The organism is Prevotella sp. AM34-19LB (assembly GCF_003468525.1).
Classification (GTDB): domain Bacteria; phylum Bacteroidota; class Bacteroidia; order Bacteroidales; family Bacteroidaceae; genus Prevotella.
This window is the reverse complement of sequence record NZ_QSIG01000055.1, coordinates 1-18,859: the sequence shown is the minus strand read 5'-3', so window position 1 is coordinate 18,859 and position 18,859 is coordinate 1. Positions and strand designations below refer to the sequence as shown.

The following is an 18,859-nucleotide window of genomic DNA, read 5'->3' as shown; positions in this document are numbered from 1 at the left end:
TTAGTAATAAATAACTTTACAAGTTAAATTTGGTGGAAAATCTCTTAAGAGAAACTTTCTTTTTCCTTAAGGAAAAATATATTTTCCCTTAAGGAAAAAATAAAAACCCTTAAGGGAAAATATATTTTTCTTTAAGGGTGGGCAGGAATGGCTTGGATAGAATTCTTCTCAAGTCTTGATAGTAGTATTCATATCCTCTCATTCCTGTCTTCTTTTTTTTATCCTGCCATGAAAAACAGTGGTTATCCCTTCTGGTCTTTCAGCAAATCGCGAATCTCTGTCAGAAGCTTCTCTTCCGGAGTAGGCTCTGGGGCCTTAGGAGCTTCAGCAGGCTTCTCTTCCTGTTTCTTGGCGGTAACCTTGTTCACTACCTTGATGAGCATGAATACACAGAAGGCAACGATGAGGAAGTCGAGAGTTGTCTGGAGAAAATTGCCATAATTGATGGTTGCTGCCTGAAGTTTCTCGCCACCGATCATCTCTACGGCAGGAAGAGTGACTTTGAGGTCGGAGAAGTTGACACCGCCAATGAGCCATCCGATAGGAGGCATGATGATGTCATCTACTACAGAACTTACGATTTTGCCGAAAGCACCACCGATGATCACACCGACTGCCATGTCGAGCACGTTGCCACGCATGGCGAATTGCTTGAATTCATTCAAAAATTTACCCATAGTCTTTAATGTTTATAATGATTAATACTTTCCTTGAAATGGTCTCTTTTTTGCTTTTCAGTGAGCCATGAAGCTTTTCCCCCTTAATATAATAAGGTGTAAGTTTCAGTCGCAACCTTCACTTTATCTTCTGGTGTCATACTCTATTTCCTTCTAATAATTGCATTTTGCAATATGGAGTTGTCAGTATGGCATCTTAAAGTGCTAAAAATAGGTAATATTCGAGTTCTATCGCCCTTTTTTAACTTATTTAATACTCTATTCGTGTGCAAAGTTAGAAAATTTTTTGTAACTTTGCGCTCGAAAAGAAGAAAAATGCTTGATAGGGATGAAAAAAGGTGTTATCAGCTCCTTCGGATTCGCTTGATAGCTTAAAAGATATAATTTTTAAACTTTTAATTTAAATATTAGAACAATGATTAAGATTGGTATTAACGGATTTGGCCGTATCGGTCGTTTCGTATTCCGTTCTACAGTTGAGGCTGAGAACGCAAAGGAAGTACAGGTAGTAGCTATCAATGACTTGTGCCCAGTTGATTACATGGCTTACATGTTGAAGTATGATACAATGCACGGTCAGTTCGACGGTACTATCGAGGCTGACGTTGAGAAGAACGAGTTGATCGTAAACGGTAACCACATCCGTGTTACTGCTGAGCGTGATCCTGAGAACTTGAAGTGGGATGAGGTTGGTGCTGAGTACGTAGTTGAGTCTACAGGTCTCTTCCTCGCTTACGACAAGGCTGAGAAGCACTTGAAGGCTGGTGCTAAGTATGTAGTACTTTCTGCTCCTTCTAAGGCTGACGCTAACGGTAACCAGGCTGATATGTTCGTTTGCGGTGTTAACACTGACAAGTACAACGGTCAGAAGATCGTTTCTAACGCTTCTTGTACAACAAACTGCTTGGCTCCTATCGCTAAGGTATTGAACGATAACTTCGGTATCGAGACAGGTTTGATGACAACTGTTCACTCTACAACTGCTACACAGAAGACTGTTGACGGTCCATCTATGAAGGACTGGCGTGGTGGCCGTGCAGCTGCTGGCAACATCATCCCTTCTTCTACAGGTGCTGCTAAGGCTGTAGGTAAGGTTATCCCTGAGTTGAACGGTAAGTTGACAGGTATCTCTATGCGTGTTCCTACTTTGGACGTATCTGTTGTTGACTTGACAGTTAACTTGAAGAAGGCTGCTTCTAAGGAGGCTATCTGCGCTGCAATGAAGGCTGCTTCTGAGGGTGAGTTGAAGGGTGTACTCGGTTACACAGAGGATGCTGTTGTTTCTTCTGACTTCTTGGGTTGCGCTTTGACATCTATCTTCGACGCTAACGCAGGTGTTTACTTGACAGACACTTCGTTAAGGTTGTTTCTTGGTATGACAACGAGATTGGTTACTCACACAAGGTTGTTGAGTTGATCAAGATCATGAAGAAGCACAACGGTTAATTCGTTGCCTCTTAACGATTAAGAAAATATTGCCGCCCAGCATTTCTGATGCTGGGCGGCTTTTTTATCTCAGATTGTCTTGATGTGAGAATTTCTTTTCGTTTTATTTTGTATTATCAATTATTTCCTTTATCTTTGCGGCATGAAACAGACGATGATTACCATATTAGGTCCTACTGCGAGCGGAAAGACGAGCCTTGCCGCAGCGCTTGCTTCCAAGATTAACGGCTTGGATGCTGCTGCGTGGGGTGAAACTACCCAGGGGGCGGAGATTATCAGCGCCGATAGTCGCCAGGTGTATCGTGGCATGGACATCGGTACGGGAAAAGACCTGGAAGATTATACGGTGGACGGTAAGTTGATACCTTATCACTTAATAGATATCTGCGAACCGGGAACCAAGTATAACCTCTTTGAATATCAGCAAGATTTCTATGATGCCTATCTCGATATCCGGAAACGGGGCGTGCTGCCTATCTTGTGCGGCGGAACAGGACTGTATATCGAGTCTGTGCTCAAGGGATATCATCTTTCGCCTGTACCACAGAACCAGGAGTTGAGAGACCGGCTGGCTGATAAGAGCCTGGATGAGCTTACGGTGATGCTGAAAGAGCTGAAGGCTAAGACGGGTTCCAATATGCACAATCGCACAGATGTGGATACTGCACAGCGGGCTATCCGGGCTATTGAGATTGAAACCTATAATCTGGAGCATCCTATGCCGGAACGGGAATTGCCTGCTGTTGATTCGCTCATCATAGGTGTCGGTATTGATCGTGATGCCCGTAGAGAGAAGATTACCCGAAGGCTGAATCAGAGACTCCAGGAAGGGATGGTGGATGAAATCAAAGGTTTGCTCGATAGGGGAATTCCGGCAGAAAACCTCATCTATTATGGTTTGGAATATAAGTTTATCACCGAATATGTGATTGGCAAAACCACCTATGAGGAAATGTTCAGAGGTCTGGAGATAGCCATCCATCAGTTTGCCAAGCGCCAGATGACCTGGTTCCGCGGTATGGAGAGAAGAGGTTTTACCATTCATTGGATAGATGCTCTGCAGCCGATGGAACAGAAAGTGGAGCAGGTGCTGGAGATAATTAAAAGTTCAAAGTAAAAATCATGGCAGTGAATGAAAATAAGTGGGGGCTTCTGTATTGTCCCCGTGGCGGTTGGCGCAGTGCCAAACGCTGGGAAAAGATAGAAAAGGTGCTCAGGCAGCAGGGCGTGGATTACGACTTTGTGCAGAGCGAAAACCAGAAAAGCGTAGAGCGACTGGTGAAGATGTTTGTCAACAATGGCTATAAGACGATAGTGATTGTTGGCGGAGATTCTGCGCTCAATGATGCCGTTAATAGTCTGATGCAGATGGATGCTTCCGAGCGCAATGAAGTGGCGTTGGGAGTGATTCCTAATGGACTGATGAATGATTTCGCCCGTTTCTGGGGATTCGATGACAGTAACGTGGAGCAGACGGTGGCTTGGCTCAAGAAGCGCAGGGTGAGAAAGATTGACCTGGGATGTATCCGATACACCAACAAGAAGGGGGAGAAGTGCTTGCGCTATTTCCTCAACTGTGTGAACATCGGACTCATTGCAGCGATTATGAATCTGCGTCGCCAGACCCGTCATGTCTTCGGTTCCCGTACGCTGTCTTTCATTTTCTCGTTCATTCTGATGATTTTCCAGCGTCTCGACTACAAGATGCATATCAGGATCAACTCTGATGTCATCAAGCGCAGAGTGATGACGATGTGTGTGGGCAATGCTTCCGGCTATGGTCAGACTCCAAATGCCGTGCCGTATAATGGTCTGCTGGATGTCTCTGTGGTTTATCATCCGCAGATGACCCAGCTTTTTGAGGGTATTTATCTCTTTGTAAAGGGAAAGTTCCTGAATCATAAGAGTGTGCATCCTTACCGTACCCGCGAGGTGGAGGTAGAGGAGGCTTCTCATGCCTTGATTGGCATTGATGGAAGATTGATGAATACGCCTGTGGGGTCTTATAAGATAACTGTAATTCAGGAAGTCATCAACTTCCTGATTCCTGCATAAACGCCAATGAGGGTGAGTTCTATGATTAGAACTCACCCTCATTGGTTATGTTGTGGCTTTTATCCTTTTGCTATTTTCTTGATTTCCTCTTCATTGAGAATCTTGATCTTTCTGACATTCGTTTCTATCAGACCTTCTGAAACAAAGGCTGAGAGTGTGCGGATGCAGTTGCTCGTTGTCATGTTGGATATGTTGGCGAGGTCTTCACGGCTCAGGCTGCAGTCTAGTGTGACTCCGTCTTTAGCCAGTCCGTATGAATCATGCAGAAACAGAAGTGCTTCTGCGAGGCGGGCACGGATGTGCTTCTGGGTGAGATTGACAGTGCGGTCGTCTGATTTTCCGATCTCTACACTCAGGTACTTGATGAAGTAGTGTCCGATCTTGTAGCTTTTCTGCAGCAGCTTCATCAGTACGGGTAGTGGAAAATGGACTACGGTGCAAGTATCCAAAGCCTGAGCTGCAGTCTTGTAGATTTCGTTTGCGAAATAAGCACGGAATCCGAAGAATTCGTTCGGCTTGATGACGCGGATAATCTGGCTTTTTCCGTTGATGCCATCCTTGAATATCTTCACTTTGCCAGTGAGAAGACACATTGCATCAGTGGGAGTTTCATCGCACTGATAAATCATTTCTCCTTTCTTGTATTTGGTGATTTCAACATGTTCTTTCAATGTTGCAATCTGGTCGCTCTCGAGTCCGCCCCATATTTTCGAAATCTCTCGGGCTACCTTAGCTTTATTCGCATCTTTCTTCTTTTCAACCATTATCGTTCGTCTATTTATGCACTAGTTCGTTAAATCGGCTGCAAAATTACACATTTTTTTTGATATAACTCAATAAAAAACGCTAAAAATATGTTTTAAAACATACAAAAGTAAGATTTTCTAAAAATGTGTCACTTTTTCCTTTGTCTTCCCGCAAAAAAGCCGTACCTTTGAATGCAATAAATATAGTCAACAAATATTAAAACCTTAATATAGATCTATGAGTTATCTAAAATTCGAAAAGGCCCTGATGACCAACTTACAAGAGTCATTGCCGAAAGAGTTGTTAAGGACTAATCGCTCGGGCGCATATTCGTGCTCAACGATAGTGGACTGTAATATCCGTAAGTACCACGGACTTCTGGTTGTACCGGTTCCTGAGCTGGACGACGACAACCATGTTCTCTTGAGTTCTCTGGATGTTACGGTGATTCAGCATGGTGCTGAATTCAATCTTGGTCTGCATAAGTACCAGGGCAACAACTTCAGTCCGTTGGGCCACAAGTACATTCGTGAGTTTGATTGCGATAAGGTGCCTACTACACTTTACCGCGTGGGTGGTGTGATCCTCAAGAAAGAGGTAGTCTTCCAGCATTATGAAGATCGAATCCTGATCCGCTATACGCTGGTTGACGGTCATTCTGCCACAACACTTCGTTTCCGTCCTTTCTTGGCGTTCCGCAGCGTGCGTCAGTTTACCCATGAGAATGCAACCGCATCTCGTGACTACTCTGGTGTTGACAACGGAATTAAGACATGTATGTATGCTGGTTATCCAGACCTCTATATGCAGTTCTCAAAGAAGAACGAGTTTAAATTCTGCCCAGATTGGTATCGTGGTGTGGAATATCCTAAGGAGCAGGAGAGAGGTTATGCTTCTAATGAAGACCTCTATGTACCAGGATATTTCGAGATGGATATCAAGAAAGGCGAGTCTATTGTCTTTGCTGCAGCTACATCTGAAATCAAGACTACCAGCTTGAAGAAACTCTTTGATAAAGAGGTGGATGAACGTGCACCTCGCGATAATTTCTTCCATTGCCTGGTGAATGCTGCACATCAGTTCCATCGCCGTGAAAAGAACGACGACCGCTACATTCAGGCTGGTTATCCATGGTTCAAGTGCCGTGCACGTGATACATTCATTTCGCTCCCAGGTCTTACTCTCTCAATCGAGGAGAACGACTACTTCGAGCTTGTGATGCAGACAGCCATGCGCGGATACTATGAGTTCATGGAGGATAAGCCTCTTACTACTCATATTACAGAAATCGAGATGCCTGACGTACCTCTCTGGGCTATCTGGGCTCTTCAGCAGTATGCCAAGGAGACCTCTAAGGAGGAGTGCTACAAGAAGTATGGTCAGTTTATCAAGGATGTCATCAATTTCATCAGAGACAACAAGCACCCTAACCTGGAGTTGATGGAGAACGGCTTGCTCTATACCAATGGTAAGGACAAGGCTGTGACCTGGATGAACTCTACGGCTAATGGCCGCCCTGTAGTGCCTCGTACCGGATATATCGTAGAGTTCAATGCTCTGTGGTATAACGCTTTGTGCTTCTGTGCTGCTTTGGCAGGAACAGCAGGCGAAGAGGATGCACAGCAGGAATTGCTGGCTCAGGCTGAGGTTACCAAGAAGTCGTTCGTTGATACATTCCTCAATGAGTATGGCTATCTCTATGACTATGTAGATGGCAATATGATGGATTGGAGTGTTCGACCAAATATGATCTTCCCAGTGGCATTCGATTATTCTCCATTGTCACAAGACCAGAAGAAGAAGGTACTTGATATCTGTACCCGCGAACTCCTTACACCTAAGGGATTGCGCTCACTCTCACCTAAGAGTGGCGGTTATAATCCTATCTATGTAGGTCCTCAGACACAGCGCGACTATGCTTACCATCAGGGAACAGCATGGCCATGGCTGGGTGGTTTCTATATGGAGGCAAGCTTGAAACTCTACAAGCGTACCCGCTTGAGTTTCGTTGAGCGCCAGATGGTAGGTTACGACGACGAAATGTCTTATCACTGCCTTGGTACAATCAGCGAGCTCTTCGATGGCAACCCACCATTCTCAGGTCGAGGCGCCATATCTTTCGCCATGAACGTGGCAGAGATTCTCCGTGCGCTCGAATTACTAGAAAAGTATCAATATTAATATAAGGAGGACGCTATATGAAAGTATTAATGTTTGGATGGGAGTATCCTCCTCACGTATTTGGTGGCTTGGCTACTGCCAACTTTGGTATCACCCAGGGCTTGCATGCCCAGGGAGATGTCGATATTACATTGTGTCTGCCTCATCCTTTCGGTGATGAGGATCGCAGTGCATGTAAATTTGTGGCTATGAACAGTGTGCCTATCGCCTGGCGCGACGTCAATCATGACTATGTGCAGCAGCGTGTGGGCAACATCATGAATCCTGATGACTATTTCCGCTACCGTGACCACATCTATGCCGACTTTAACTATATGAACGTGAATGACCTCGGCTGTATGGATTTTGCCGGCGGTTATCCATCTAATCTCCACGACGAGATCAACAACTACAGCATCATCGCTGGCGTTGTTGCCCGTAGCGAAGAATTTGATATTATCCACGCCCACGACTGGTTGACATTCCCTGCTGGTATCCATGCCAAGCGAGTGAGTGGCAAGCCATTGTGCATCCATGTACATGCTACCGACTTCGACCGTAGCCGTGGTAAGGTGAACCCTACCGTATATGCTATCGAGAAGGACGGTATGGATAATGCCGACTGCATCATGTGTGTATCTGAGTTGACCCGTCAGACCGTGATTAACCAGTATCATCAGGATCCACGCAAGTGCTTTGCCATGCACAATGCGGTGTATCCATTGAAGCAGGAGTGGCAGGACATTCCACGCCCAGACCATAAGGGCAAGGAGAAGGTGGTAACCTTCCTGGGACGTCTCACCATGCAGAAGGGTCCTGAGTATTTCGTAGAGGCAGCCAATATGGTGTTGCACCGTACCCGCAACGTGCGTTTCTGCATGGCAGGTTCGGGCGATATGATGGATCAGATGATTTATCTGGCAGCCGAAAGAGGTATTGCCGACCGTTTCCACTTCCCTGGTTTCATGCGAGGCAAGCAGGTATATGAGTGCCTGAAGGATAGTGATGTATATGTAATGCCATCCGTGAGTGAGCCATTCGGTATCTCTCCTTTGGAGGCTATGCAGTGTGGTACACCTACCATTATCTCTAAACAGAGTGGTTGCGGTGAAATCCTCACCAACTGTATCAAGGTAGATTACTGGGATATCCATGCCCTTGCCGATGCTATCTACAGCATCTGCCACAACGAGAGTCTCTTCGATTATCTCTCAGAGGAAGGCAGAAAGGAAGTAGATCAGATTACCTGGGAGAAAGTGGGAGCCCGCATCAAGGATCTCTATCTCAAGACTTTGGGATGGAAGTAATGTTTAATATTTAATGTTAAATGTTAAAGGGCTAATCATAAAGTTCAAAGTTCAAAATTTAAAGTTCAAAGTATGAAAACAATTTGTTTATATTTCGAGATACATCAGATTACCCATCTGAAACGCTACCGCTTCTTCGACATCGGTACTGATCATTATTACTATGATGATTATGAGAATGAGCGTAGCATCAACGACATCGCAGAGCGCTCTTACATGCCTGCACTCAATGCTATCCAGGAGATGATTGAGAAGAGCGGTCAGTATTTCAAGGTTGCCTTCTCGCTCTCTGGTGTCGGTATGGAGCAGTTGGAGCTTCACGCTCCTCAGGTTTTGGAGAAGTTGCAGGAATTGAACCAGACCGGTTGTGTAGAGTTCCTCGCAGAGCCTTATTCTCACGGCCTTTCTTCTCTCGTCAACGAGGAGACCTTCAAGTCTGAGGTGAAGCGCCAGTGCACAAAGATTGAAGAGTACTTCGGCAAGAAGCCTACCGTACTCCGCAACTCTTCTCTCATCTATAGCGATGAGATTGGTGCTACTGTAGCTGATATGGACTTCGTGGGTATGCTTACCGAAGGTGCTAAGCACGTATTGGGTTGGAAGTCACCACACTATGTATATCACTGTGCGATGAATCCAAAGCTCAAGCTCTTGCTTCGTGATGTACGTCTGAGCGATGATATCTCTTTGCGCTTCGCCAACAGCGACTGGGAGGGCTATCCACTCTTCGCGGATAACTATATGAACGACATTGCTTCATTCCCAGAGGAGGAGCAGGTTATCAATATCTTCATGGAGTTGTCGGCTCTTGGTATTGCTCAGCCATTGTCTAGCAACATCCTTGAGTTTATGAAGCTTTGCCTGAATGCGCTAAGCAGCGTGGCATTACGTTCTCTACTCCTACTGAAATCTGCAAGAAGATCAAGTCTGTAGGTGAGATTAATGTACCTGATACATTGAGTTGGGTAGATGAGGAGCGTGACGTAAGTTCTTGGCTCGGTAACCCAATGCAGCGCGAGGCTTTCAACAAGCTTTATAGCGTAGCTGATCGTGTACGTATCGCCAATGATCCACGTATCAATCAGGACTGGGATTATCTCCAGGCAAGCAATAACTTCCGCTTCATGACCACCAAGCCTAGCAACGTAGGTCTTGACAGAGGTATTTATGCCAGTCCATTCGATGCATTCACCAACTATATGAATATTCTTGGTGACTTCATCAACCGAGTAAACGATCTCTATCCTACTGATGTAGATAATGATCAGTTGGAGGGTCTTCTTACCACCATCACCAACCAGGATGAGGAAATCGAGATGAAGGACAAGGAGATTACCCGTCTCCAGGCTAAGATAGAGAAGATTGAGAAGGAGGTAGCAAAGCTTCGTGCAGAGAAGTCTGAGAAGCCAGCTGCCAAGAAGACTGCTGCCAAGAAGGCACCAGCCAAGAGAACTACAGCCAAGAAGACAGCAGAAAAGCCTGCTGAGGCTGCAGAAGAGAAGTAAGCTTAGAATTTAGATTACTCATAACTTTTAGTCTCCCTTGCGGCTCGTGTTGAGCAGTGAGGGGGACTTCTTATTTAGAAATACTCGTTACATCTTTTATAAGGATGCGCTCGCTGCGTACGAAGTTGATGAGCTGTGGACGGAGACCCTGTCCGAGTCTGTAGCCTTGTATGCGTAGATGCATGGTGAGTAGTGTACATACAGGAATGAGCAAAGACAATAGTAATGTCTTGAATAATCGGTTCATTGCTTGTTTCAGAGATTAATGAATAAAAATTTTGTTTGTCGCAATTTGGTTACAAAGATACATAAAAAATATATTTCCGATAGTTTTTTAGTTAAAAATTTGGCTGTTCTAACAAAAAAGTGTATCTTTGCGGTGAAATTTAACATTATTAATACTTCAAATAAAGATTCGCCTATCGATTTAGACATTTACTTAATGATAAAATAAGGATTAAGAAATGAGAAAACTCAATCAAATGACAGATGAAGAATTGGCCTTGGCTTACGTCGAGGGCGACAATAAGGCTTTTGACCTATTGTTGTCCCGCTGTGAGGTAAAGCTGTTTTCTTACATCCTCTTTGTCGTACATGATGAAGAGTTGGCGAACGATATATTTCAGGAAACTTTCGTGAAGGCGATAGTCAAACTTCAGAATGGGCAATATTTGCCTAATGGTAAGTTTGTCTCATGGCTTATGCGTATAGCTCACAATGTAATTGTCGATGGCTATCGTGATGCCAAAAATCTGCTTTTTACCGACCAGCATAACGATAATGATCTTTCTCGTCTGAAGGGAGATGCTGTGACGGATAGTTTTGTGGAGAAGGAAATCGTGCGCAACCAGGTGTTGAGCGATGTGAGACGGTTGGTGGATTTTCTGCCTCCTAACCAGCGGGAACTCATATATATGAGATTCTATCAGCAGTTGACTTTCAAGGAGATTGCTGAATTGACGAATGTGAGTATCAATACGAGTCTGGGACGTATGCGTTATGCGCTTCATAACCTACGTCGTATGGCGAAGGACTATCACATCAGCTTGCAGCTTGACTAAACTTTCCGCTGTTTTATCAGCGGGAAGTTTAATCTTCTTGCTACTTCTATATCGTTGGTTCAGGGCGTATTGGGTAATTTCAACCATACAGGTCGAAATTCTTTAGTCCTCTTCCTTTTTCAATTCTTTCAGATTGTGAATAGTTGCACAAGGATCTGAACTCTTGAAGACGTAGCTGCCACTCACCAGTACATCGGCTCCAGCCTGTACGAGTCGTGGGGCAGTTTCACCCTGTACACCACCATCTATCTCGATAAGTGCATGGCTGCCGCTCTCCTTGATGAGCTTGCGTAGGCGATGTACCTTCTTGATGGTGTTTTCTATAAACTTCTGTCCGCCGAATCCAGGGTTCACGCTCATCAGCAGCACCATATCCACATCGCAGATGATATCTTCCAGGACATTTACAGGAGTAGAAGGATTGAGGGTTACGCCAGCCTTCATACCAGCTGCATGAATCTGCTGGATAGTACGGTGTAAGTGAGTGCATGCCTCGTAGTGCACATTCATCATCATGGCACCAATCTTGGCGGTTTGCTCTATGTATTGCTCTGGGTGTACAATCATGAAGTGTACGTCGAGAGGTTTGGTGCAAACTTTCGCCACGGCTTCCAATACAGGGAAACCGAAGGAGATGTTGGGCACGAATACACCATCCATAATGTCCATGTGGAGCCAGTCTGCTTCACTCTTATTGATCATTTCTACATCGCTCTTCAAGTCAATGAAATTGGCTGAGAGGAGAGAAGGGGAAACCATTGTCTTCATTTTTATTTCTTTACTTTGATTATATGTTGCAATCAGTTGATGAAATACGCCTTGCAAGATTCATTCTTCTTGAATGCGCGATAAGTGTAAGCCATCTGTTTGATGAAATAGATGGTCTTGGCAGATGGTCTCATCTCTTCGGAAGTAAATAAATGCTTCATAGGCATATTTTTTATGAATTGATTAATACTATGCTGTTTCTGATTGGCATCGGTTATGGGAATGATTCCTCATCATGATGCTTATATATTCATAAACGATGACCTTGTGGTTTTATTATATCTGGTGCTTATATTTTTTTGTGAATAGTACTCCGATTACTTTTATATAATAAGGTGTAAGGGTAAAAAGAAAGAGAAAAATAAGAAGAAAACAACTTTTTTCTGTTAAAATGATTATTTTTGAGATAAAAAGTTTGCTATTTCGTAGAAAAAGTGTAATTTTGCAATCGGTTAGTTGTAGTGACTATGCCAGTAACAAATTATAATTAAAAGAAACAAAATAAAAAATTAAAAATATGATGAACTCGTTTGTATCTACAGCATGGTGGTGGCGTAACTCAAGATCTAGAAAGTCGTGAGTCGAGTACCCGTGTGGATGCAAATCCAAATATACTAAGGGCCTGCCGTAACTTACGACAGGCCCTTTTTACATATCTGGGGAGTTTCGGAAAATGATTCTTACTTGAAAGAGTATTAACAAAATAAAAATATATAGGAGAACAGGATTATGGAAATGAAGAATATCTTGAACAGAATGTTGAACCACGAGGAGTTGACCCGTGAAGAGACCAAGAATATTATCCTGGGAATTACTCAGAGTGAGTTTCCCGAGGAACAGATTACAGCCCTGCTTACTGGTTTGCAGATGCGCGGTGTGACTGTAGATGAACTTCTCGGTTTCCGTGATGGTATTTTGGAGACTGGTGTTCCTGCCATTCTCAATTGTGACCGATATATCGATGTTGTAGGAACTGGTGGTGATCGCAAGAATACTTTCAATATCTCTACTACCTCTTGTTTCGTCATTGCTGGTGCAGGATATAAAGTGGCTAAACATGGTAACTTCGCTGCAACTTCGGTGAGTGGTGCTTCCAATGTTATCAAGAATCACGGAGTGCAGTTTACTGATGATCTTGATAAACTCAACCGTTCTCTCGATGAGGCTGGAATCGTTTATCTTCACGCTCAGCTTTTCGCCAAGGCAATGAAGTTTGTGGGTCCTATCCGCAAGGCACTTCAGTTTCCTACCGTCTTCAATCTCCTGGGACCTTTGGTTAATCCTAGTCAGCCAAAATGCCAGTTGCTCGGTGTTGCCAACCTCGACCAGATGCGTCTCTATAATCAGGTTTACCAGAAAATCGGCATAGATTACGGAATCGTAAACAGCATTGATGGTTATGATGAAATTTCACTTACCAGTGATTTCAAGGTTACTACCAACAATTACGAGAGAATCTTCAAGCCACAGGATCTGGGCTTCGAGATAGCCAAACCTGAAGAGGTGAGAGGCGGAGCTACCGAGCAGGAAGCAAAGGATATTTTTGATGCAGTAGTCGAAAATCGTGCCCTGCCAGCGCAGAAGAATATCGTGCTTGCCAATGCAGCCTTCGGCATCCAGGTGATGGAGAAGGGAAAGAAGAGCATCGATGAATGCGTGGAGATTGCACGCGAAAGCATTGATTCTGGAAAGGCTCTTGCTACATTCAAGAAATTCGTGGAACTCAATAGTTAAGGAAAATGGATATTTTAGAAGAAATCATCGCTCACAAGAGAATCGAGATAGAACAGCGTAAACGCTTTATCCAACCCCGCCAGATGATTACCCTCACTGAGCAGAAGATGCAGGAGGATGAAGGATGTGTTCCGGGTGGAAGCATGAAGGAAGCGTTGATGAAGTCGGAGACTGGAATCATCGCAGAGTTCAAGCGTAAATCTCCTAGCAAAGGATGGATCAAGGAAGAGGGAAAGGCCAGTATCATTCCTCTAAGCTATCAGCAGAATGGGGCAACGGCGCTGAGTATCCTCACAGACATAGATTACTTTGGTGGCTATGATGAGTTTATCCAGGAGGCTCGCCATGTAGGTGTAACTCTACCTATATTATATAAGAACTTCGTGGTAGATGAATATCAGCTCTTGCAGGCTCGATATTGTGGAGCTTCGGCGGTGTTGCTGATTGCAGCCTGTCTTTCCAAGGAAGAATGCAGAAATCTGATGCGAATGGCTCATCAACTGGGATTGGAGGTTCTTTTGGAAATGCATGGCGAACGTGATTTCGAATATGCAGAGTTGGAACCGGATATGTACGGAATCAATAACCGCAACCTCGGAACCTTTGTGACGGATGTGGAAAACAGTTTCCGACTGTCCGAAATGCTTCCGAAGGATGTATGCAGAGTGAGTGAGAGTGGAATCTCCCAGCCCCAGACTGTTCTCAGATTAAGAGAAGAAGGTGGATTCAGGGGGTTCCTGATGGGTGAGCAGTTTATGAAACAGGCTGAGCCTGGAGAGGCGCTCGCTCAATTTATCAATCAATTAAAATCATAGGCAGATGTTAGTAAAGGTTTGTGGAATGCGTGAGCCTGAGAATATAGAAAAGGTGGCTCAGCTAGGGGTGGATATGATGGGATTCATCTTCTACCCAAAGTCGCCGAGATTCGCTTCTCAATCTGTGGATCGAACGGCTGCAGATAAGAATGTTTGCAGAGTGGGTGTCTTTGTCAATGAATCTGCTGGATTGATTTCTGATAAGATTCATCTGTTTGATTTGAATGCCGTGCAGTTGCATGGAAATGAGAGCCGCGAACTCTGTGAACTGCTTCATAAGCAGAATGGCTTGTTGAAAGTTATCAAGGCTATCAGCGTTTCCACAGCCGGGGATATCCTGAAATATAAGGAATATGTAGGTGCTGTTGATTACTTCCTATTCGATACCAAGTGTAAAACGGTGGGTGGAAGTGGTCAGCAGTTTGATTGGCAGGTTTTGGAGAATTACGATGGCGATGTTCCATTCATCTTGAGTGGTGGAATAGGGCCGGAGGATGTAGAGAGAGTCAGGAACTTCCATCATCCAAAGTGTATCGGAATCGATCTGAATTCGAAGTTCGAGGTGAAGCCGGGCTTAAAGGATGTGGAGAAGTTGAATACATTTCTTGAAAATATAGAAAACAAAGAAGTTTAAAAAGAGTATTATGAATAAGATAAATGCATTGTTTGCAAACAATAAAGACCGCAAGCTTTTGAGCTTGTATTTCTGCGCAGGTTGCCCAACCCTTGAAGGAACGGGTGATGTGATAAAGGCGATGGAGCGCAAGGGAATAGATATGATAGAGGTAGGAATCCCGTTCAGTGATCCTCTGGCAGATGGACCTGTCATTCAGAGTGCTGGTATCAAGGCTTTGAAGAATGGTATGACTGTAAAGAAGCTCTTCGCTCAGTTGAAGGCCATCAAGAATGAAGTGCAGTTGCCACTTGTGCTGATGGGCTATCTGAATCCTATCATGCACTACGGAATTGAGAAATTCTTCCAGAGTTGTGTAGAAAGTGGTGTAAGTGGAACTATCATTCCTGATCTTCCATTTGATGATTATCTGAAAGTGGTAAAGCCTATTGCTGACAAATATGATATTCGCGTTATCATGATGATTACCCCAGAGACAAGTGAGGAGCGTATCCGATTCATAGACGAACATACTGACGGCTTTATCTATATGGTCAGCTCTGCCAGTATTACGGGCGCCCAGAGTAGCTTCGGCGATGCTAAGTTGGCTTATTTTAATCATATCAATGGTATGAATCTTCGTAATCCTCGTATGATTGGTTTCGGAATCAGTAACAAGCAGACTCTTACGAGTGCACAGGATAACGCAGCAGGTGCCATCATAGGTAGTAAGTTTGTGACATTGCTCAATGAAGTAGGCAATCCAGACCAGGCACTCGATGAACTCTTCGAGGCATTGAAACATTAAGGTTCAAAGAAAGTAATCATCAAGTTCAAAGTTCAAAGTTCAAAGTTTCAAGTATTATGTATCAAGTTGACGATAAAGGATTTTTTGGAAAATTCGGAGGAGCTTATGTTCCAGAGATTTTATATAAGTGTGTAACTGAGCTTCAGGAGGCTTATAAGCCTATCATAGAGAGCGAGGAGTTCAAAAAAGAGTATTATGCGCTCCTGAAGGATTATGTTGGCCGCCCTTCACCTCTTTACTATGCGAAGAGAATGAGCGAAAAGTATGGATGCCAACTCTATCTGAAGCGTGAGGATCTGAATCATACCGGTGCGCACAAGATTAACAATACCATCGGTCAGATTCTGATGGCAAAGAAGATGGGTAAAACGCGTATCATTGCCGAAACCGGTGCCGGACAGCATGGAGTTGCAACTGCCACCGTCTGTGCCTTGATGGATATGAAGTGTGAAATCTTCATGGGTGCTACCGATGTGGAGCGCCAGCATACCAATGTGGAGCGTATGAAGATGCTGGGTGCCAAGGTGAATCCTGTCCGTACGGGCAATATGACTTTGAGTGATGCATGCTCAGAGGCTATCCGCGACTGGTGCTGTCATCCACAGGATACATTCTATATTGTAGGTTCTACGATGGGACCTCATCCTTATCCTGATATCGTAGCAAAGATGCAGAGTGTAATCAGTGAGGAGCTGAAATGGCAGTTGGAAGAGAAGATTGGCCGCGATTATCCTGATTACCTCATCGCTTGTGTTGGTGGCGGTAGCAATGCTGCAGGCACCATCTATCATTATATCGATGATGAACGGGTTCAGATCTATCTGGCTGAGGCTGCCGGTCATGGTATTGATACTAATTACACGGCTGCAACCATGCATTGTGGTACAGAGGGAATCATTCACGGTGCCCGTACGCTTGTGATGCAGACAGAGGATGGACAGATTGAGGAAGCCTTCACTATCAGTGCCGGTTTGGATTATCCGGGTATTGGACCTATGCATGCAGACTTGGCAACAAGAGGCAGAAGTCATGTACTTGCCATCAAGGATGATGAGGCTATCTATGCCGGTTACGAACTGACTCGTATGGAGGGCATCATACCAGCCATTGAAAGTGCTCATGCTGTGGCTGCCTTGAAGAAAATGAAGTTCAAGAAGGACGACGTGGTTGTTTTGACCGTTTCTGGCCGTGGTGACAAGGATGTAGAAACCTATTTGAGCCATAAGGAAATGGCTGGAGAATATGGAAATTTCTAAAGTATTTTAAAGCTTTTGCCCTTTCAGGGCGACAGGCTTACACTCATTACTACCCAGGGTGTTACCCTGGGCTAGGAGCTTCTGCCCTTTCAGGGCATGTGGGTGTAATTAGTTAAAGTTCAATCAATAAGAAAAAATGGCTAAGTTTAATTATACGACAGTAACTCGCACGATTCTCGCCGACCTCTATACGCCTGTGGGAGTTTATATGCGATTGAGAGATATTTACCCCCAGTCGGCTCTGATGGAGAGTAGCGACTACCATGGTTCTGAAAATTCCCGTTCCTTTATTGGTGTACATCCATTGGCTAGCATTGCCGTGAGTCATGGAGAGGTTATCAAGACTTATCCTGATGGCAGTGTTGAAAAACAGCAACTTCCAGCTTTTGGCGACGGAAAGGGAGAAGATTGTAAGCTCGCCATTTCGAAGGCTTTCAATGAGTTCATCCAGAGTTTCCATGTTGAGGGAGAGGGGAAGAATTTCTGTGGACTTTATGGATTCACGACCTTCAATGCTGTACGCTACTTCGAGAATATCCCTGTAAAGGATACCACGATGGCAAAGAATGATGCACCGGATATCTATTATATTATGTATAAGGACATCATCGTGTTCGATCATTTCAATAATACGATGCAACTTATCGCTTTGAACGAACTGTATGGTGAAGAGGGAACCGCTGATGATGATCAGGCTTCTGAGGCAAATAGGGCTGTCGGCAATGCTGAGTTGGATGCATTGATGAAGGCGGTGAACAAGGCAAATGTGAAGCCTTATGATTTCCATCCGGTAGGCGAAACAACCTCTACTCTTACTGATGAGGAGCACAAGGCGAATATTCGCAAGTGTATCCTGCATTGTATGCGTGGCGATGTGTTCCAGATTGTGGTGAGCCGAAGATTTGTGCAGCGTTATGAGGGGGATGACTTCAAGCTCTACCGTGCCTTGCGCAGCATCAATCCGTCACCTTATCTTTTCTATTTCGATTTTGGTGGCTTCCGTATCTTCGGTTCTTCACCTGAAACTCATAATCGTATTGTAGGAGAGAAGGCTTTCATTGATCCTATTGCAGGAACGACCCGCCGAACGGGTGATATGGAACAGGATAGAAAGGCTGCAGAATTTCTCCGTAATGACCCAAAGGAGAATGCAGAACATGTCATGCTTGTGGATTTGGCACGAAATGATTTGAGCCGTAACTGCCACAATGTGAAGGTGGATTTCTATAAGGATATGCAGTTTTACAGTCACGTGATTCATCTGGTGAGCCGTGTGAGCGGAACATTGGATCAGAATGCTGACCATATTAAGGAATTCATTGATACTTTCCCTGCTGGCACCTTGAGTGGTGCGCCTAAGGTGAGAGCGATGCAGATTATCTCTGAATTGGAGCCTCACAATCGTGGTGCTTATGGTGGATGTATCGGATTCATAGGACTGAACGGCGATTTGAATCAGGCTATTGTAATTCGTACTTTTATCAGCCGTAATGGCGAACTCTGGTTCCAGGCTGGAAGTGGAGTTGTGGCGAAGAGCAACGATCAGTATGAGTTGGAAGAGTGTAATAATAAATTAGGAGCTTTGACTAAGGCAATTCATATTGCTGAGAAGCTCTAGGTAGTGATTAGTGATTGGTGAGGAATAATCAATAATAAATAATCAATAATAAATAACAATAGTTCGTTAATAATTCAATAATGTGCTAAGCAGCTATACGCTGTAAGCACGAGAGATCTTTGAAAATCTTGCTAATTAAAGTTCGGTTCGGGATGTACCCGCATGCTTTAAAAATTCGTCTCACCAGATAAATGTTGGTCATCAGTGACTTGAATGAAGACATAGAATATTCCATTCCCATCTCCTTCATAGTTACCTTGGCAACATTTAGTGATGTGAACGAAGCATT

Annotated in this window: 16 protein-coding genes and 2 pseudogenes; 13 read left to right on the top strand and 5 right to left on the bottom strand. The window is 44.3% G+C overall.

The window, feature by feature from the left end; genetic code table 11:
• Positions 1 to 242: 242 nt before the first annotated feature.
• Positions 243 to 677 carry a large-conductance mechanosensitive channel protein MscL gene (gene mscL / locus DW830_RS13305; protein ID WP_119250242.1) on the bottom strand — a complete coding sequence of 145 codons (435 nt, stop codon included), beginning with the start codon at positions 675 to 677 and terminating at the stop codon, positions 243 to 245.
• Positions 678 to 1,092: 415 nt separating this feature from the next.
• On the opposite strand from mscL, the pseudogene gap reads away from it, so the two are divergent.
• The 3 genes and pseudogenes from gap (at position 1,093) to DW830_RS13290 (ending at position 4,178) form a co-directional block, all read left to right on the top strand.
• A pseudogene (gap, locus tag DW830_RS13300) lies at positions 1,093 to 2,123 on the top strand (type I glyceraldehyde-3-phosphate dehydrogenase).
• Positions 2,124 to 2,265: 142 nt separating this feature from the next.
• A complete protein-coding gene (miaA, locus tag DW830_RS13295) occupies positions 2,266 to 3,240 on the top strand; it encodes a tRNA (adenosine(37)-N6)-dimethylallyltransferase MiaA (RefSeq protein WP_119250241.1) in 975 nt (324 codons plus the stop codon).
• Between the two features lie 5 nt (positions 3,241 to 3,245).
• Positions 3,246 to 4,178 carry a diacylglycerol/lipid kinase family protein gene (locus DW830_RS13290; RefSeq protein WP_119250240.1) on the top strand — a complete coding sequence of 311 codons (933 nt, stop codon included), beginning with the start codon at positions 3,246 to 3,248 and terminating at the stop codon, positions 4,176 to 4,178.
• Between the two features lie 59 nt (positions 4,179 to 4,237).
• On the opposite strand, the gene DW830_RS13285 is transcribed toward DW830_RS13290, so the two are convergent.
• Positions 4,238 to 4,942 carry a Crp/Fnr family transcriptional regulator gene (locus DW830_RS13285; protein WP_119250239.1) on the bottom strand — a complete coding sequence of 235 codons (705 nt, stop codon included), beginning with the start codon at positions 4,940 to 4,942 and terminating at the stop codon, positions 4,238 to 4,240.
• A gap of 220 nt (positions 4,943 to 5,162) precedes the next feature.
• Between DW830_RS13285 and DW830_RS13280 the strand changes: the two genes are divergently transcribed.
• The 3 genes and pseudogenes from DW830_RS13280 to DW830_RS13270 all read left to right on the top strand — a co-directional run bounded on the left by DW830_RS13280 (position 5,163) and on the right by DW830_RS13270 (position 9,897).
• Positions 5,163 to 7,106: a glycogen debranching enzyme N-terminal domain-containing protein gene (locus tag DW830_RS13280; RefSeq protein WP_119250238.1), complete on the top strand. Its 1,944-nt coding sequence runs from the start codon at positions 5,163 to 5,165 to the stop codon at positions 7,104 to 7,106.
• A gap of 17 nt (positions 7,107 to 7,123) precedes the next feature.
• Entirely contained in the window at positions 7,124 to 8,392 is a 1,269-nt protein-coding gene (locus tag DW830_RS13275; protein WP_089544254.1) for a glycosyltransferase family 4 protein, read from the top strand.
• Between the two features lie 72 nt (positions 8,393 to 8,464).
• A pseudogene (locus DW830_RS13270) lies at positions 8,465 to 9,897 on the top strand (alpha-amylase).
• 70 nt (positions 9,898 to 9,967) lie between these two features.
• On the opposite strand, the gene DW830_RS15915 reads toward DW830_RS13270, so the two are convergent.
• Complete coding sequence (locus DW830_RS15915) at positions 9,968 to 10,144, bottom strand: hypothetical protein (RefSeq protein ID WP_158573506.1); 177 nt, start codon at positions 10,142 to 10,144, stop codon at positions 9,968 to 9,970.
• Positions 10,145 to 10,361: 217 nt separating this feature from the next.
• Between DW830_RS15915 and DW830_RS13260 the strand changes: the two genes are divergently transcribed.
• A complete protein-coding gene (locus DW830_RS13260) occupies positions 10,362 to 10,958 on the top strand; it encodes a sigma-70 family RNA polymerase sigma factor (RefSeq protein ID WP_089544251.1) in 597 nt (198 codons plus the stop codon).
• Between the two features lie 102 nt (positions 10,959 to 11,060).
• Here the strand turns inward: DW830_RS13260 and rpe are convergent, their stop codons facing one another.
• Together rpe and DW830_RS16960 are read right to left on the bottom strand one after the other, a co-directional pair.
• On the bottom strand, positions 11,061 to 11,726 hold the full coding sequence (gene rpe, locus DW830_RS13255) for a ribulose-phosphate 3-epimerase (RefSeq protein WP_117662697.1): 666 nt from the start codon (positions 11,724 to 11,726) through the stop codon (positions 11,061 to 11,063).
• A gap of 32 nt (positions 11,727 to 11,758) precedes the next feature.
• Positions 11,759 to 11,887 (bottom strand): hypothetical protein, encoded by a 129-nt coding sequence (locus tag DW830_RS16960; protein ID WP_254918927.1) that lies wholly within the window; start codon positions 11,885 to 11,887, stop codon positions 11,759 to 11,761.
• A 568-nt stretch (positions 11,888 to 12,455) separates the two neighbouring features.
• Between DW830_RS16960 and trpD the strand changes: the two genes are divergently transcribed.
• The 6 genes from trpD (at position 12,456) to DW830_RS13225 (ending at position 18,570) form a co-directional block, all read left to right on the top strand.
• Positions 12,456 to 13,460, top strand: a complete 1,005-nt coding sequence (trpD, locus tag DW830_RS13250; protein ID WP_199656151.1) for an anthranilate phosphoribosyltransferase — start codon at positions 12,456 to 12,458, stop codon at positions 13,458 to 13,460.
• A 5-nt stretch (positions 13,461 to 13,465) separates the two neighbouring features.
• Positions 13,466 to 14,275 (top strand): indole-3-glycerol phosphate synthase TrpC, encoded by an 810-nt coding sequence (gene trpC, locus DW830_RS13245; RefSeq protein WP_117662699.1) that lies wholly within the window; start codon positions 13,466 to 13,468, stop codon positions 14,273 to 14,275.
• A 4-nt stretch (positions 14,276 to 14,279) separates the two neighbouring features.
• Positions 14,280 to 14,909 (top strand): phosphoribosylanthranilate isomerase, encoded by a 630-nt coding sequence (locus tag DW830_RS13240; protein ID WP_119250236.1) that lies wholly within the window; start codon positions 14,280 to 14,282, stop codon positions 14,907 to 14,909.
• 10 nt (positions 14,910 to 14,919) lie between these two features.
• Complete coding sequence (trpA, locus tag DW830_RS13235) at positions 14,920 to 15,696, top strand: tryptophan synthase subunit alpha (protein ID WP_119250235.1); 777 nt, start codon at positions 14,920 to 14,922, stop codon at positions 15,694 to 15,696.
• Between the two features lie 56 nt (positions 15,697 to 15,752).
• Positions 15,753 to 16,952 (top strand): tryptophan synthase subunit beta, encoded by a 1,200-nt coding sequence (trpB, locus tag DW830_RS13230; protein ID WP_119250234.1) that lies wholly within the window; start codon positions 15,753 to 15,755, stop codon positions 16,950 to 16,952.
• 136 nt (positions 16,953 to 17,088) lie between these two features.
• Positions 17,089 to 18,570 carry an anthranilate synthase component I family protein gene (locus DW830_RS13225; protein WP_119250233.1) on the top strand — a complete coding sequence of 494 codons (1,482 nt, stop codon included), beginning with the start codon at positions 17,089 to 17,091 and terminating at the stop codon, positions 18,568 to 18,570.
• Positions 18,571 to 18,859: the final 289 nt, after the last annotated feature.